Here is a 15228-nt window from a genome sequence, read left to right on the forward strand (position 1 = left end):
GTTTCCAACACTACCAGGCTTTCCCGGTGCTCCCGACCACCGTCCCGCAGGCATGCGGAAGGCGATCCAGCGTTAGGATCTGATCTGACGTGTTGGATGCTGCCGAGGCGGGGACGCTTCGCATCGCTCAACCTCAGGCAGGAGTTACGACTCTACACGGGGCCGTGGAACAGGTGCAAATCCGTGGGGACTGTGGTCTAGACCTCTAAACGGAACACTCATGCGGAACCGGTACTTCCTATGACATACGCTGCTGCACAGTGCGCCGTCCGGGACAGGCAGTGACGGCCCGTACACATCCCCGCCCCTGGGAGGCTTCCCATGACCACCGTCTCGTCCCCGCTCGCAGGACGTGCCATCGGACTGGCCGCAGTGCCCGACCCCGTCTTCTCCGGGGCCATGGTCGGCCCGGGTACCGCCATCGACCCGGTACGGGAGCCTTCCGAGGCGGTCTCTCCCGTGGACGGGGTCATCGTCTCCCTGCACCCGCACGCGTTCGTCGTGGTCGACGACAGTGGCCACGGCGTGCTGACGCACCTCGGTATCGACACCGTGCAGCTCAACGGTGAGGGCTTCGAGCTGCTCGTGAACAAGGGCGACACCGTCGCGCGTGGTCAGAGCGTGGTGCGCTGGCACCCGGCCGCCGTGGAGGCCGCGGGCAAGTCGCCGGTCTGCCCGGTCGTCGCGCTGGAGGCGACCGCCGAGGCCCTCACCGAGCTGCGTGAGGACGGCGAGGTGAGGGCCGGCGACAGTCTCTTCCTCTGGAAGTGACGTCGGCGCCGTCAATGACGGCTGGCAGTTCAACCACCGCGGCGGCGGGGCCCGCCGCACTATCGGGACGGGTGAGATGGAGACAACGCTGCGAGGCGTCGGTGTGAGTCACGGCGTGGCGATCGGCGAGGTACGGCACATGGGGACGGCGGTGCTCGAGCCGCCGGCCAAGCAGATTCCGGCCGAGGACGCGGAGCGCGAGCAGGGCCGCGCCCGCAAGGCCGTGGAGGCTGTGGCTGCCGACCTGATGGCGCGCGGCAATCTGGCGGGGGGCGAAGCCCAGGCCGTCCTCGAGGCGCAGGCCATGATGGCCCAGGATCCCGAGCTTATGGCGGACGTGGAGCGGCGGATCGCCGTCGGCAGCACGGCCGAGCGCGCGGTGTACGACGCGTTCGCCGCCTACCGGGCCCTGCTGGCCGGAGCGGGTGAGTACCTGGCCGGCCGGGTGGCCGACCTCGACGACGTGCGGAATCGTATCGTCGCCCGTCTGCTCGGGGTGCCGATGCCGGGTGTTCCGGACAGCGACCAGCCGTACGTTCTCATCGCGCGGGATCTGGCGCCGGCGGACACGGCGCTGCTGGACCCGACGCTGGTCCTCGGGTTCGTCACCGAGGAGGGCGGGCCGACCAGCCACAGCGCGATTCTCGCGCGGGCGCTGGGCGTGCCGGCCGTGGTGGCGCTGCCGGGGGCCGGGGAGCTGCCCGAGGGCACGGTCGTCGCCGTGGACGGCAGCACCGGTGAGATCTTCGTGAACCCCAGCGAGGAGAAGAAGGCACGGATGGCGGCCGAGGCCGCCGAGCGCAAGGCGGCGCTGGCAGCCTCGTCGGGGCCGGGTGCGACGTCCGACGGGCACAAGGTGCCGCTGCTCGCCAACATCGGCGGTCCCGCGGACGTGCCCGCGGCGGTGGAGGCCGGAGCCGAGGGTGTCGGTCTCTTCCGCACCGAGTTCCTCTTCCTCGACGACAGCAAGAACGCGCCGTCGGAGGAGAAGCAGGTAGCCGCGTACCGGCAGGTGCTGGAGGCCTTCCCCGAGGGCCGGGTCGTGGTCCGGGTCCTGGACGCGGGCGCCGACAAGCCGCTGGACTTCCTGACGCCGGGAGACGAACCGAACCCGGCGCTGGGTGTGCGCGGGCTGCGGACACTGCTCGATCACCCGGACGTGCTGCGCACGCAGCTGACCGCGTTGGCGAAGGCCGCGGAGGGCCTGCCCGTCTACCTCGAGGTCATGGCCCCGATGGTGGCGGACCGTGCCGACGCCAAGGCGTTCGCGGACGCGTGCCGCGAGGCGGGGCTGCGGGCGAAGTTCGGCGCGATGGTCGAGATCCCGTCGGCCGCGCTGCGGGCGCGCTCGGTGCTGCAGGAGGTCGAGTTCCTGTCGCTGGGGACGAACGACCTCGCGCAGTACACCTTCGCCGCCGACCGGCAGGTGGGCGCGGTGTCCCGGTTGCAGGACCCGTGGCAGCCGGCCCTGCTCGACCTGGTCGCGCTGGCCGCCGAGGCGGCGAAGGCCGAGGGCAAGAGCTGCGGTGTCTGCGGTGAGGCCGCGTCGGATCCGCTGCTGGCCTGTGTGCTGACCGGTCTGGGTGTCACCTCCCTGTCCATGGGTGCGGCATCGCTGCCCTACGTGCGGGCGACGCTGGCGACGTTCACGCTGGCGCAGTGCGAGCGTGCCGCGGCGGCCGCCCGGGCGGCGGACAGCGCCGATGAGGCGCGCAACGCCGCTCAGGCGGTGCTGTCCGGCGAGTAGCGGCCGGAAACGAGGCTGCCCGCCAGGGTTGGGTTGCGGTGCGGGGCGTTCCACCTTGTGGTGGGGCGCCCCGCACGCGTTCAGTGGGCGTGTCCGGGTGGCAGGTGGTCGTCGTCGATCGCGGGCGGCGCGCAGTAGTCGACGTTGGATTCCGGGGAGATGAGGTCGCCGGAGTCGACGTCGGTGCAGTAGGCGTCGAAGACCTCACCGGCGGTGAGGGGCTCGAGGCCGTATCCGCGCAGGCGCCAGCCGTGGATGCGGTCGGGGCCTGTGGGGGTGCTGATGCGCATGACGAGGCCGCCCGGGCTGTGGGTGGCGAGGCCGAGGGCCAGGACGCCGGTGAACTCGAGGGCTTCGGCCTCGTCGATATGCGGGGTGCCGTCGAGGTCCTCGTCGGCGTGGAGCACCGAGGTGAGGGTTTCCGGGGAGCCCGAGACGGTGCAGACCAGGTGCCGGTTGCCCGGTGGGGCCGTTTCGAGGATCCGCAGGAGGAGGCGTGAGGCCCGGCCGAAGGCGGCTCGGCCGAGGTCCTCGCCGCAGGTGGAGCACTGGCCGAGGCGGGCGAGCAGGGTGGACGCGTACTCCCAGGTGGCCTGGCGGACGGCCTCGTCGACGAGGGTCGGGACAAGGTCGGCGAGGGGCTGGCCCTCGTACGGGACGGTGGGGCCGAGGGCCGCGAGTTCGGCGGTGAACCGGCTGCGGCTGGCGGGGGCGTCGGGGTCGAGGCCGGCGGCCGAGCAGAAGTCGGCGTAGTCCTCGGGGTCGAAGAGGGCGACGGTGGTGTGGGTGCCCTGTGACGCGCGGGCCCTGAGCACGGCCTCCACCTGGCGGAGGTAGGCGGCGTGGTCGTCGAAGGTGAAGGTGCGGTAGCGCCGCATGGCGCGGAAGTCGTGTTCGTCGGTGAGCAGTCCGATGGTGCCGGCGATTTCCCGGCGCAGGACGCGTCGTGTGGTCTGGTCGGTGTGCGCCATGTTTCCCCCTGTGCGCAGTCGATCAATGCTCACTCACAGTAACCGGCGGCACTGACAACGGCGTCGGGGCGAGGTGCGGGAGCCGGCCACCCCGAGGGGTGGCCGGCTGTGGAATGCCTGGTCAGCCGCGCTTGCGGGCGAGTTCCTCGTAGAAGTGCAGCAGGTCGAGGTCGTCGATGGAACCGGGGTTGACGGCCTTCTCCAGCGGGGTGCCCTGGAGGAGGCGCTTGACCGGGACCTCGATGCGCTTGCCGGTGAGCGTGTGCGGGATTCCGGGGACCTCGATGACCTCGTCGGGGACGTGGCGCGGGGAGAGCTGTTCGCGGATGGTGTGCTTGATGCGGGTCAGCAGGGGTTCGTCGAGGACGGCGCCGGGGGTCAGGTGCACGAACAGGGGCATCCAGTAGCCGCCGTCGGGTTGTTCGACGCCGATGACGAGGGATTCCCGGATCTCGGGGAGGCGCTCGACGGCCTCGTAGATGTCGGCCGAGCCCATGCGGACGCCCTGCCGGTTGAGGGTGCTGTCCGAGCGGCCGTGGATGACGACGGATCCGCGGGAGGTGAGGGTGATCCAGTCGCCGTGCCGCCAGACGCCGGGGTAGGTGTCGAAGTAGCTGCCGTGGTAGCGGCTGCCGTCGGGGTCGTTCCAGAAGCGGACCGGCATGGAGGGCATCGGGTTGGTGACGACGAGTTCGCCGACCTCGTCGATGAGGGGGGCGCCGCTGGGGTCCCAGGACTGCAGGTCGGTGCCCAGGCCGGGGGCCTGGAGTTCGCCGATGTACACCGGGAGCGTGGGGACGGCGCCCGCGAAGCAGGAGCAGACGTCGGTGCCGCCGCTGACGGAGGCGATCCACAGGTCCTCGCGGACCTCGTCGCTCAGCCAGCGGAAGCCGTCGGGAGGGAGGGGTGAGCCCGTGGTGGCGACGCACCGGACGGTGGAGAGGTCGTGGTCCCGTCCAGGGTGCACGCCGGCCTTGCGGCAGGCCATGACGTAGGCGGCGGAGGTGCCGAAGAGCGTGGCGCCGGTGCGTTCGGCGATGCGCCACTGGGCGCCGGTGTCGGGGTGGCCGGGGCTGCCGTCGTAGAGAACGATCGTGGTGCCGGTGAGCAGACCGGAGACGAGGAAGTTCCACATCATCCAGCCGGTCGAGGTGTACCAGAAGAAGCGGTCCTCGGGGCCGAGGTCGCAGTGCAGGCCGAGTTGCTTGAGGTGCTCGACGAGGATGCCGCCCTGGGACTGGACGATGGCCTTGGGCAGACCGGTGGTGCCGGAGGAGTAGAGCACCCACAGGGGGTGGTCGAAGGGGACCTGTTCGAAGAGGGGGTCCGTGTCGGCGGAGGTCAGGGTCTCCCAGGCGAGCGCGCCCTTAGGGGTGTCGGTGCCGAGGAGGGGGATGTGGACGACGGCGCGCAGGGTGGGCAGTTCGCGGCGCAGTTCGGCGACGGTGTCGCGGCGGTCGTGTTCCTTGCCGCCGTAGCGGTAGCCGTCGACGGTGAACAGGACGACGGGTTCCACCTGCTGGAAGCGGTCGAGGACGCTGCGGGCGCCGAAGTCGGGGGCGCACGAGGTCCAGACGGCGCCCACGGCGGCGGTGGCGAGGAGGGCGACGACGGCCTGCGGGATGTTCGGGAGGTAGCCGCTGACGCGGTCGCCGGGGCGTACGCCGAGGGCGCGCAGTTCGGCGGCGAGCGAGCCGACCTGGCGGCGCAGTTCGGCCCAGGTGACGGGGGTGGGTTCGTGGGTCTCGTCGACGTGGAGGAGGGCCGGTTCGTCCGCGCGGGTGGCCGCCGCGCGCAGGGCGTGTTCGGCGTAGTTGAGGGTGGCGCCGGGGAACCACTGGGCGCCGGGCATGGAGCGGTCGCCCAGCACGCGCGCGTGGGGGGTGGAGAAGCGTACGTCGAACCACTCGGTGACGGCTTTCCAGAAGGTGTCCAGCTCGTCGACGGACCAGCGGTGCAGGGCGGCGTATCCGCCTTCGGCGGGGGCGCCGTGGTGCTCGGCCGCCCAGGCCTGGAACGCGGTGATGCGTGCCTGGGCGATGCGCTGCTCATCGGGCTGCCAGAGCGGCTGGGGGTTCTCGGTCGACATGGGGCGGCTCCCGGACTGTGCGCGTCGTGTGCGTCCTGCGCGCACGGGCTGGGGTGTGCGCGTGACGCGGCTGCCACGGACGATGCCATGTGATCGACATCAGCACCAGGGCGCGCCCCACATAGTCGGTGAGATGAAGATGTGGTCCCGTCACGGGTGAACGGCAGTTGAACGCGACCCGTGTGGAGGTCTGCGAATGGCAGGGTGAGCAGCATGGACGGTCGTGACCTGGTGCGTTCGATGAAGGCGGTCGGTTCTGCGGGGGCGGCGCAGGGGTTGCGTACCGTACGTGCGGCGTGGCGCAGGCGGCGTGCCGACGCCGTCGGGCTGGCGGCGCGGGGTGCGGAGCGCGCGCGGGTGCCAGGGGCCGTGCGGGAGGTGGAGCCCGGGCCGGGGGGCGGTGTCGTCCGGTTCGACCGTTCGGAGCTGCGTGTCCTCGTCGCCGTGAACGGGGCCGTGTTCTGGGGCTGGGACGGGGCGGGGCCGCAGCCGTCGTACGCGGTCGCGGGCCGCTGTCCGGAGCCGGACCCGCGGGCGGTGCTGGAGCCGGACAAGGACGGTGGGTGGCGGGTGGTCGCCGAGCGGGTGACGGTGGCCGTCTCCCGGCACGGCGCGATCGAGGTCCGTACGCCCGGGAGCGTGGTCCTGCGGCGGGAGCTGCCGCCCCGCTGGTGGGAGCCGGCCGGTGGTGGTCCGGCGCGCTGGACGCAGCGGTCGGAGGTGGCGGCGGACGCCCGGTTCTTCGGTCTCGGCGGGCGCGCCGCGGGGCCGCGGCTGCGTCGGGGCACGTACCGGCTGTGGAACGCGTCCGCGGGCCCGTCGTCCGCCTTGGGTGACGATCCGTCGTCCGTGACGATGCCGGTGCAGTTGGTGGTGGCCGACGCGGGGACGCACCTGGTGTTCCACGACAGTACGTGGGACGGCACGGTGACGTTGCGGGAGGGCGAGGAGGGGGCGGGGTCCGGGCACGACCGGCCGGGGCGGAGCGTGCTGCGGATGGACGGGGGGCCCTTGCGGTGCTGGGTGACGGTGGGCACTCCCGCGCGCGTGCTGCTCGCCTGGGCGTCGCTCACCGGGGCGCCCGCTCTGCCGCCGGCGTGGGCGCTGGGTCATCACCACGTGCGTTCGGGGTCCGGGGACGAGCAGGAGCTGCGGCGGGTCGTGGCGGACCACCAGGAGCGCGGTCTGCCGCTCGACGCCGTGCACCTGGACGTCGGTCATCTCGACGGCCACCGGGTGTTCACCGTGGACGAGGAGAGGTTCCCCAAGCTGCCCGTCCTCGCCGAGGAACTGCGCCGGGACGGGATCCGGCTGGTGTCGGTGGTCGGCCCCGGGGTACCGGCCCTGCCCGGCGACGCCGTGCACGGCAGCGGGACGGGCGAGGACGTGTTCGTGCGGGACGCCTCGGGGGCGGTGTTCCGGGGTGCGGGGTGGCCCGGGGACGTGGTCTTTCCGGACTTCACCCACGCGCGCGTGCGGGCGTGGTGGGGCGGGCTCTACGAGGAGCGGCTCCGGCAGGGCTTCGCCGGGTTCTGGCACGACCTGGACGAGCCCACGTCGTTCGCGGCGTTCGGGGAGACGACGCTGCCGCGTTCGGCCCGGCACCTCCTGGAGGGGCGGGGCGGGGACCACAGGGAGGCGCACAACGTGTACGCGTTGTGCATGGCCCGGGCCGGTTACGAAGGCCTGCGGACCCTGACGCCGCGGGAGCGGCCGTTTTTCGTCTCGCGCTCGGGGTGGGCCGGCATGCAGCGCTACGGCGGCGCGTGGTCGGCGGACGTGGCCACCGGCTGGCCCGGCCTGCGGGCGTCGCTGGCGCGGGTGCTGGGGCTCGGCCTGTGCGGGGTGCCGTACGCGGGGGCGGACGTGGGCGGGGCAGGCGGGGGTCTGTCACCGGAGCTGTATCTGCGGTGGTTGCAGCTGGCCGCGTATCTGCCGCTGTTCCGTACCCGCGGGGGCCTGCGCACGGGCGGCGGGACGCCGTGGGAGTTCGACGCGCAGGTGCTGGAACACGCGCGCGCGGCGCTCGTCGAACGGCGGCGGCTGCTGCCGTACTTCGTGACGCTGGCGCATCTGGCCCGGCGTACGGGCGCGCCGTACGTGCGGCCGCTGTGGTGGTCGACGCCGGAGGAACGGGCGTTGCGGGACTGCGAGGACGCCTTTCTGCTGGGTGACTGCCTGCTGGTGGCGCCGGTCCTGGACCCTGGGGCGGACCGGCGGGCGGTGCAGTTGCCGCGCGGGTGGTGGTACGACGTGGCGACGGAACGGGCGTACGAGGGGCCCGCGCAGGTTCTGGTCGACGCTCCGCCGGAGCGGATTCCGGTGTTCGCGCGCGCGGGAGCCGTGCTTGCGGTGCGCGGGGAGGAGGGCGGGCCGGAGCTGGAGGTGTGGGCGCCCGCGCGGGGGCGGACCGGCGGTGGGCTGGTCGTGCCGGACGCGGGCGACGGCTGGGTGGAACCGGAGATCGAGCGGTACGTCTCGCGCTGGGAGGGTGAGCGGGTGGTCGTGGAGCGGGAGGGCCAGGACGGCGTGGGAGCGCCGTCCTGGCCGGTGCGCGTCCGTGGGCTCGCCGGGCGCTCGGCTCAGATGTAGCGGCCCTCGAACCAGGCCCGTACGGCCCTGGTGTGAAGGGGGAAGGCGAGTTCCTCCGCCCGGCGCAGCAGGTGCCACCCCTCGGTCTCGTCCGTGGCCGCGGACGGGGGGAGCCCTTCGGCCGGCCGCTCGGGGAGGAGGCCGAAGAGCAGCAGGTGCCCGTCGGGTGAGCTCATGGCGTCGGCGAGGCGCACGTCGCGGCTCGCCGCGGCGATGCCCGTCTCCTCCTTGAGTTCGCGGACGACGGCCTGCCGCCAGTCCTCGCGGTCGTCGATGAAACCGCCGGGCAGTGCGACGCCCCCGCGCGCGGGGGCCACGGTGCGGGTGATGACGACCAGGGCGGTGCCCTGGGTGTCGTACACGGGCTGGAGGGCCACCGCGACCGGCAGCGGGTTGCGGTAGGCCGTGGTGCCGCAAGCCGGGCAGGTGCGGGGCCAGCCGGAGACGCCCTCTCCGTAGGGCGTGCCGCAGCTCGAACAGTGGGAGTCCGGCGCGGAGTTGGGAACGGAGGTCTGATACTCGGACACGCGGCGGACTGTATCCGATCGCGGAGGGAGCGGCTCCGGCAGGCCGTTCAGCGGCGGCCGGCGAGCGACTTCATGGAGACCGGGAAGTCGAAGTAGGTGTCCGGGTAGGGCTCCGGCTTGTACGTGTAGTGCCACCACTCCTCCGGGAGGTTCACCAGCCCGACGTCCTCCAAGGTGCTCTTGAGGAGCAGCCTGTTGGCGCGCTGGGTGCCCTGGACGCGCGGGTCGAGGGTGTGGGAGAGGGTGTCGAAGCAGTCGTAACCGGTGCCCATGTCGACGGAGTTGTCGGGGAAGCGCTCGTCCTGGGGGGCGTAACAGGCCACCAGGGGCTGTCCGGGGTGGTACGGCCGGGTCGGCTTCGCGGGGAGTCTCACGAGGGTGAGGTCCACGGTCGAGCCGCGGCTGTGGCCGGACTTCTCCGCGATGTAGCCGTCCGCGAACAGGCGGGTCTTGTCGACCTCCGGGTAGAACTCGGCCTTCATCCTCTGGTCGTCGAGGCCCTCGGCCCAGCGGACGAAGTGGTCCACGGCGCGCTGCGGGCGGTAGCAGTCGTACACCTTGAGGGAGTAGCCCTGGCGCAGCAGGCGGGTCTGGGCGCGGTGGAGGGCCTCGGCGGCAGGGCGGGTGAGGATGCACAGGGGCTGCCGGTAGCCGTCGACGCGCTCGCCGACGAAGTTGTGCGCGGTGGTGTAGCGCATCTCCTGGATGATCGTGGGGTCGACGTCGCGCAGGGCCACGAAGCCCTCCGGGGCCCTCGGTTCGGGGGACGCCGCCCGGGCGGTGGCGTGGACCGCCGTGACGGTGAGCAGAGCGGCGAGGCCGGTGACCAGACCGCGGAGCGCGGTGGAGATTCGTGTCATGTCCCCTGCATCTATCAGGTGGAGGTTCCGCAGGGGAAGTGGCCGCGTGAGTGACGCTCCGTCCGTACGCTCCGTGAGCGGGGCGGAATGCTGCGTGAACGTCGCGTGAACTGGGCCCGGGCGGCCGTCGGCGGCGCCATCCTGCTCCCGTGCCCTCCTGGACGGATACTCTCCGCTTCGCCTTCCAACCGGTGGTCAACCTGATGACCGGCGGGGTCGCGGCGCTGGAGATACTCGCCCGCCCGGAGACCGGCGACATCCTGGCCGAGGCCCGCCGCGACCCCGAACTCGACGGCCGGCTGGCCGTGTCGGCGTTCCGCGCGGCGGTGCGCAAGGAGACGCTGCTGCCGCTGCACGTCAACGTGTTCGCGGGCACCCTCGCCGACCTGGGTGGCCTGCAGCCCTTGCACGACGCCGTGCGTGAGGCGGGGCGGATGCCCTGGGAGGTGACGCTGGACGTCTGTCCGCCGTACGCCCACGTGCCGCGCCGGGCGCTCCTGGAGGCGGTCACGGCGCTTCGGGACCAGGGTTTCCGGATCTGCGCGGACGGGGTCGGTGACGGGGACGCGCCGCTGCGGCTGCTCACCGACCTGGTGCCGGAGCTGGTGAAGCTCGACGCCTCCCTGCTGGCCCGGCCGGCGGCCGTACGGGCGATGCGGGTGCTGTGCGACGAGCTGGGGGCGCTGCTGTCCGTCGAGGGCGTGGAGACGGAGTTGCAGTGCGCCGCCGCGCGGTCGGCGGGAGCGCAACTGGCGCAGGGTGAGCTGTTCGCGCCGCCCGCGCGGCTGCCGACGGCGGACGTGTACGTTCCGCCGGGCTACTCCGGCGTGCCGGCGCCGCCGTCGGGGCCGTCGGTACGGCAGTTCGTGCGGCCGGCCGCCCTGCTGCCCGCGACCGTGTCGGCGGGGCGGGTGAGGGCGCTGCTGACCGGGTCGCCCGACGTGTCCGGGGTGCTGCTCGTGGACCGGGACGGTGTCCCGGTGCGGTCGGTGCACCGGTCGCGCTTCCTGCTGTCGATGTCGGGGCGCTACGGCCACGCCCTGTACGCCGACCGGCCCGCCGCCAAGCTCGGTGATCCGCCGCGGACGGTCGGGGTCGACGCGACGGCCTGGGAGGTGCTGGACGTCGTGGCGGTCGGCGGCCGGGACCGTACGTCGGACGACGTGGCCGTGGTCGACGCGTACGGGCGCTGTGTGGGCGTCGTACGGCTCGCGGATCTCGTGCGGGCGCTGGCCGACAGCCGGGTCGAGGAGGCGGCCGGGCTGAATCCGCTGACCCGGCTGCCCGGTTCGGACGCGATCACGGGCGAGGTGGACCGGCGGATCACGGACGGGCGGCCGTTCGCGCTGAGCTGGCTGGACGTGGACCACTTCAAGCAGGTCAACGACGGGGCCGGGTTCGCGGCGGGCGACGAACTGATCCGGGCGGTGGGACGGGCGCTGCTCGAGGCGGCGTCCGGGTCCACGCGTGTGGGGCACATCGGCGGTGACGACTTCCTGGTGCTCACCGATCCGGATGGGCTGGATCCGTTGGCGGCGTCCGTGCTGGACGTGCCGTGGTCGGCCGGCGGGAGGCCGGTGACGCTCTCCCTGGCGACGGTCCTGTGCCCGCCCGGCAGCGTGCCCGACCACCGGCAGGTGGCGGCCTGCCTCGCGCCGCTGAAGAAGGCCGCGAAGGGGCTCCGCGGGGCGAGTTGGGTGCTGGGGCGGGCCGGCGCGCCGGGGCACGAGGTGCTGCGCGGCTCACACCGGGCCACGGCGACGGCGGGGTGACCGGGACCGGCTGGACGGCCGGGGGCAGCGGGGAGTGACCACTCGGGCGTCGTCGTCGGTCGGTGTTCGCGCACCCCGACGGCCGGAGGGCTTCGAAACGTTGCGGTCGGCCACCTTGACGCTCCCTGGGCGCCGGTGAACACTTCCGGTGTCAGTCGACATCGCCGTACATCTCGGCGTATTCCGGCACTGCGTCGCGCGGGCTCTCCTGCGCTTCGAGGCCACTCCCCCACGGGCGGTTCGGCTGCTACGGCACGCTCGTCACTCACGCCCCGCGGCGCCACGCCGCCGTGGGAAACGCACCCCGCACGTGAGGACCGGGGCCGATCGTCCCGGGCCAGGGCCTAGGAGCCGCCATGAGCAACGGAGACATCTTCGTCGGCGAGATCATCGGAACGGCGATTCTCATCCTCTTCGGCGCGGGTGTCTGCGCCGCCGTGACACTGCGGTACAGCAAGGCGCGGGCGTCGGGGTGGGTGGTGATCGCGTTCGGCTGGGGGTTCGGCGTGCTGGCCGGCGCGTACACGGCCGCGCCGCTCTCCGGCGGGCATCTGAACCCCGCCGTCACGCTCGGGATCGCCGTGGACACGGGTGAGTGGGGCAAGGTCTGGGTCTACGTGCTGGGACAGTTCGTCGGCGCGATGATCGGCGCCGCCCTGGCCTATCTCACGTACTTCGCCCAGTTCCAGGCCAACGTCCGCAAGTCCGGCACCACCGAGGGAACGGCGGACGAACCGGTTCCGACGCTCGGCGTCTTCTCCACCATCCCGGAGATCCGGAATCCGGTCGCCAACCTGCTGACGGAGATCATCGCGACCGTCGGTCTCGTCCTGCCGATTCTCGCCTTCGGGCTGACCGAGGGACTCGGCGAGTCCGGGACCCAGGTGCTGATCGTCTCCCTGCTCGTCGTCGGTATCGGCCTCTCCCTCGGCGGGCCGACCGGCTACGCCATCAACCCCGCGCGTGACCTCGGCCCGCGCGTCGTGCACACGTTCCTGCCGATCCCGAACAAGGGCACCTCCGACTGGGGGTACGCCTGGGTCCCCGTGGTCGGCCCGCTGATCGGCGGCGCGATCGCGGGGCTCGTCTACAACGCGGCCTTCTGAGCCGCCCCCGCGCGGGAGCCCATCTCGGCAGCCGGCCACCAGTCTCCTCCGAACCCAGCCCAAGGGGCAGCCATGACGGACCACTCCGCGAAGTACGTCGCCGCGATCGACCAGGGCACCACCTCGAGCCGCTGCATCATTTTCGACGACGACGGCGCGATCGTCGCCGTCGACCAGCGCGAGCACCGCCAGATCTTCCCCAAGCCCGGCTGGGTGGAGCACGACGCCACCGAGATCTGGTCCAAGGTGCAGGCCGTGGTCGCGGGAGCGCTCGCCAAGGCCGGGCTGCGCGCGGACCGGCTCAGCGCGCTGGGGATCACCAACCAGCGCGAGACGACGGTCCTGTGGGACCGCGCGACCGGCAAGCCCGTGCACAACGCCATCGTGTGGCAGGACACCCGTACGTCCGCACTGTGCCGCCAGTTGGGCGGCACCGACGGGCAGGACCGTTTCCGCGAGCAGACCGGTCTGCCGTTGGCGAGCTACTTCTCCGGGCCCAAGGCGGCCTGGCTCCTCGACAACGTGCCCGGCCTGAGGGCCCGCGCCGAGCGCGGAGAGATCGCCTTCGGCACCGTCGACTCCTGGCTGATCTGGAACCTCACCGGCGGCACCGACGGCGGGCGGCACGTCACCGACGTGACCAACGCCGGACGCACCATGCTGATGGACCTCCGCACCCTCCAGTGGGACCCGTCGATCCTGTCGGCCATGAACATCCCCGAGGCCGTGCTCCCCGAGATCAGGTCCTCCGCCGAGGTGTACGGCACCGCCGTCGGCCAGCTCGCCGGCGTTCCCGTGGCCTCCGCCCTGGGCGACCAGCAGGCGGCCGTGTTCGGGCAGGCCTGCTACGACGTGGGCTCGGCGAAGAACACCTACGGAACGGGCAGCTTCCTGCTGCTCAACACCGGGGACCGGCCGGTGCCGTCGAAGAACGGGCTGCTGACGACGGTGGGCTACAAGATCGGCGACGAGGCGCCCGTCTACTGCCTGGAGGGGGCGATCGCCATCACGGGCGCACTGGTGCAGTGGTTCCGCGACCAGCTCGGCATCATCCGCGGCGCCGACGAGATCGAGCCGCTGGCCGCGAGCGTCGAGGACAACGGCGGCGCGTACATCGTGCCCGCGTTCTCCGGGCTGTTCGCGCCCTACTGGCGCTCGGACGCGCGCGGGGTCGTCACGGGACTCACCCGGTACGTCACGAAAGCGCACCTCGCGCGCGCGGTGCTCGAGGCCACGAGCTGGCAGACGCGCGAGGTCGTGGACGCCATGTACCAGGACTCCGGGGTGCGGATCACGACCCTGAAGGTCGACGGCGGCATGACGAGGAACGGTCTGCTGATGCAGCACCAGGCGGATGTGCTCGGCGTGCCCGTGATCCGGCCGCGAGTGTCCGAGACGACCTGCCTGGGCGCCGCGTACGCGGCCGGGCTGGCCACGGGCGTGTGGAACGGCCTGGACGAACTCAAGGCGCACTGGCGGGAGGACGCCGCTTGGGCGCCCGCCATGGAGTCCTCCGTACGGGACCGCGAGTACCGCAACTGGCGCAGGGCGGTGGAGAAGAGCTTCGGCTGGATGGAGGAGGACGACGACGACAGCGCCGGATAGGCGGGGCCGGGACGGAATCGGGGCGCACGCGCGCGTGGAGGTGGACTCGGGGCACGCGCGCGCGGAGGGCCTTGTCGTGCCCCGGGTGCCGCCGTCAGGTCGGGACGGCCCGGCGGCGGTCCGCGGCCTGGGCCATGGCGTGCTCGACCACGCCGATGAGGACCTCCTTGACCGACTCCCGGTCGCGCGCGTCGCACATCACCAGGGGCACGTCGGCGTCGAGGTCGAGGGCCTGACGGACGGTCTCGGCCGGGTAGCGGGACGACCCCTCGAAGCAGTTGACGCCGACCAGGAAGGGGATGGAGCGCCGTTCGAAGTAGTCGACGGCGGCGAAGCAGTCCTCCAGGCGGCGGGTGTCGGCCAGCACGACGGCGCCGAGCGCGCCCTCGGACAGCTCGTCCCACATGAACCAGAACCGCTCCTGGCCGGGCGTGCCGAAGAGGTACAGCACCAGGTCCTCACGCAGCGTGATCCGGCCGAAGTCCATGGCCACCGTGGTGGTGTGCTTGCCCTCCACGCCGCTGACGTCGTCGACGGGCCGCCCCGCCTCGGTGAGCAGTTCCTCGGTGCGCAGCGGCCTGATCTCGCTCACGGCGCCGACGAGGGTGGTCTTGCCGACGCCGAAGCCGCCGGCCACCAGGATCTTGAGCGTGACGGGCTCGACCGGCGGCTTGCCGCGCTGAGAACGCCCGAAGATCATCGATCTCTTCTCCTTAACGTGCCACGTGCCGACGTGCCGCCGCTCGCCGAGCCCTGGGGCGGGTTCACGGCGCCTTCAGGCCGGTTCACAGTGCCCTCAGTCCGCTGATCACGTCGCGCAGGATGTTCTCGTCCGGCAGTTCGGCCGGGGGCACGGGCCGGTTCACATGGACGAGTTCGAGGTCGACGAGGTCCCCGACCAGGACCCGTACGACCCCGATGGGCAGGTCGAGTTCGGCGGCGAGTTCCGCGACCGACTGCGGGGCCCGCCGGCACAGGCCGACGATGTCCACGTGCTCCGGGGCGAGCGTGACGTTCGCCTCCGGATCGTCCGCGTGGGGTTCCGTGACGACCACCGCGATGAGGTCGAGGCGGTGCTGGGCCGCACTGGAGGTGCGGCCGCGCGTCATGGCGTACGGACGGACGACGGGGCCGGCCTCGTCGTCGAACCAGTGGTTCCTTCCCTGACCGTCTGCGCTCATGTCATCC

12 protein-coding genes are annotated in these 15228 nt (G+C 72.5%); 6 read left to right on the top strand and 6 right to left on the bottom strand.

Annotated features, from left to right (window positions below; genetic code table 11):
- Window positions 1-321 precede the first annotated feature (321 nt).
- Window positions 322-771: a PTS glucose transporter subunit IIA gene (locus ACFIF2_RS24735; RefSeq protein ID WP_395575428.1), complete on the top strand. Its 450-nt coding sequence runs from the start codon at window positions 322-324 to the stop codon at window positions 769-771.
- A 76-nt stretch (window positions 772-847) separates the two neighbouring features.
- A complete protein-coding gene (gene ptsP / locus ACFIF2_RS24740) occupies window positions 848-2518 on the top strand; it encodes a phosphoenolpyruvate--protein phosphotransferase (protein WP_395575429.1) in 1671 nt (556 codons plus the stop codon).
- An 80-nt stretch (window positions 2519-2598) separates the two neighbouring features.
- On the opposite strand, the gene ACFIF2_RS24745 is transcribed toward ptsP, so the two are convergent.
- Entirely contained in the window at window positions 2599-3489 is an 891-nt protein-coding gene (locus tag ACFIF2_RS24745) for a hypothetical protein (RefSeq protein ID WP_395575430.1), read from the bottom strand.
- Window positions 3490-3610: 121 nt separating this feature from the next.
- Window positions 3611-5578, bottom strand: coding sequence for an acetoacetate--CoA ligase (locus tag ACFIF2_RS24750; protein WP_395575431.1), 1968 nt, complete (start codon window positions 5576-5578; stop codon window positions 3611-3613).
- 213 nt (window positions 5579-5791) lie between these two features.
- Here ACFIF2_RS24750 and ACFIF2_RS24755 point away from each other — a divergent pair, with 213 nt between their 5' ends.
- A complete protein-coding gene (locus tag ACFIF2_RS24755; RefSeq protein WP_395575432.1) occupies window positions 5792-8170 on the top strand; it encodes a glycoside hydrolase family 31 protein in 2379 nt (792 codons plus the stop codon).
- On the opposite strand, the gene ACFIF2_RS24760 is transcribed toward ACFIF2_RS24755, so the two are convergent.
- Entirely contained in the window at window positions 8161-8697 is a 537-nt protein-coding gene (locus ACFIF2_RS24760; protein WP_395575433.1) for an NUDIX domain-containing protein, read from the bottom strand. The genes ACFIF2_RS24755 and ACFIF2_RS24760 overlap by 10 nt on opposite strands.
- 47 nt (window positions 8698-8744) lie before the next feature.
- Window positions 8745-9557 (bottom strand): M15 family metallopeptidase, encoded by an 813-nt coding sequence (locus tag ACFIF2_RS24765; RefSeq protein WP_395575434.1) that lies wholly within the window; start codon window positions 9555-9557, stop codon window positions 8745-8747.
- A 149-nt stretch (window positions 9558-9706) separates the two neighbouring features.
- Between ACFIF2_RS24765 and ACFIF2_RS24770 the strand changes: the two genes are divergently transcribed.
- From ACFIF2_RS24770 to glpK, 3 genes are all read left to right on the top strand, one after another.
- The gene (locus ACFIF2_RS24770; protein WP_395575435.1) at window positions 9707-11329 is read left to right on the top strand and encodes a GGDEF domain-containing protein; all 1623 of its coding nucleotides are present in this window, start codon (window positions 9707-9709) and stop codon (window positions 11327-11329) included.
- 356 nt (window positions 11330-11685) lie between these two features.
- On the top strand, window positions 11686-12435 hold the full coding sequence (locus tag ACFIF2_RS24775) for an MIP/aquaporin family protein (protein WP_395575436.1): 750 nt from the start codon (window positions 11686-11688) through the stop codon (window positions 12433-12435).
- A 72-nt stretch (window positions 12436-12507) separates the two neighbouring features.
- A complete protein-coding gene (glpK, locus tag ACFIF2_RS24780; RefSeq protein ID WP_395575437.1) occupies window positions 12508-14040 on the top strand; it encodes a glycerol kinase GlpK in 1533 nt (510 codons plus the stop codon).
- Window positions 14041-14134: 94 nt separating this feature from the next.
- Here the strand turns inward: glpK and ACFIF2_RS24785 are convergent, their stop codons facing one another.
- Both ACFIF2_RS24785 and ACFIF2_RS24790 read right to left on the bottom strand, forming a co-directional pair.
- Window positions 14135-14740, bottom strand: coding sequence for a GTP-binding protein (locus tag ACFIF2_RS24785; RefSeq protein ID WP_395575438.1), 606 nt, complete (start codon window positions 14738-14740; stop codon window positions 14135-14137).
- Window positions 14741-14825: 85 nt separating this feature from the next.
- Complete coding sequence (locus ACFIF2_RS24790; RefSeq protein ID WP_395575439.1) at window positions 14826-15221, bottom strand: DUF742 domain-containing protein; 396 nt, start codon at window positions 15219-15221, stop codon at window positions 14826-14828.
- Window positions 15222-15228: the final 7 nt, after the last annotated feature.

Source organism: Streptomyces sp. BK79, from assembly GCF_044142145.1.
In the GTDB taxonomy this organism is placed as follows: domain Bacteria; phylum Actinomycetota; class Actinomycetes; order Streptomycetales; family Streptomycetaceae; genus Streptomyces.

Excerpts from the sequence above, each read along its gene's own strand:
- ACFIF2_RS24765 (WP_395575434.1), bottom strand. The coding sequence starts at position 9,557 with ATGACACGAATCTCCACCGCGCTCCGCGGTCTGGTCACCGGCCTCGCC.
- ACFIF2_RS24750 (WP_395575431.1), bottom strand. The coding sequence starts at position 5,578 with ATGTCGACCGAGAACCCCCAGCCGCTCTGGCAGCCCGATGAGCAGCGC.
- ACFIF2_RS24755 (WP_395575432.1), top strand. The coding sequence starts at position 5,792 with ATGGACGGTCGTGACCTGGTGCGTTCGATGAAGGCGGTCGGTTCTGCG.
- ACFIF2_RS24735 (WP_395575428.1), top strand. The coding sequence starts at position 322 with ATGACCACCGTCTCGTCCCCGCTCGCAGGACGTGCCATCGGACTGGCC.
- ACFIF2_RS24785 (WP_395575438.1), bottom strand. The coding sequence starts at position 14,740 with ATGATCTTCGGGCGTTCTCAGCGCGGCAAGCCGCCGGTCGAGCCCGTC.
- ptsP (WP_395575429.1), top strand. The coding sequence starts at position 848 with ATGGAGACAACGCTGCGAGGCGTCGGTGTGAGTCACGGCGTGGCGATC.
- ACFIF2_RS24775 (WP_395575436.1), top strand. The coding sequence starts at position 11,686 with ATGAGCAACGGAGACATCTTCGTCGGCGAGATCATCGGAACGGCGATT.
- ACFIF2_RS24790 (WP_395575439.1), bottom strand. The coding sequence starts at position 15,221 with ATGAGCGCAGACGGTCAGGGAAGGAACCACTGGTTCGACGACGAGGCC.
- ACFIF2_RS24745 (WP_395575430.1), bottom strand. The coding sequence starts at position 3,489 with ATGGCGCACACCGACCAGACCACACGACGCGTCCTGCGCCGGGAAATC.
- glpK (WP_395575437.1), top strand. The coding sequence starts at position 12,508 with ATGACGGACCACTCCGCGAAGTACGTCGCCGCGATCGACCAGGGCACC.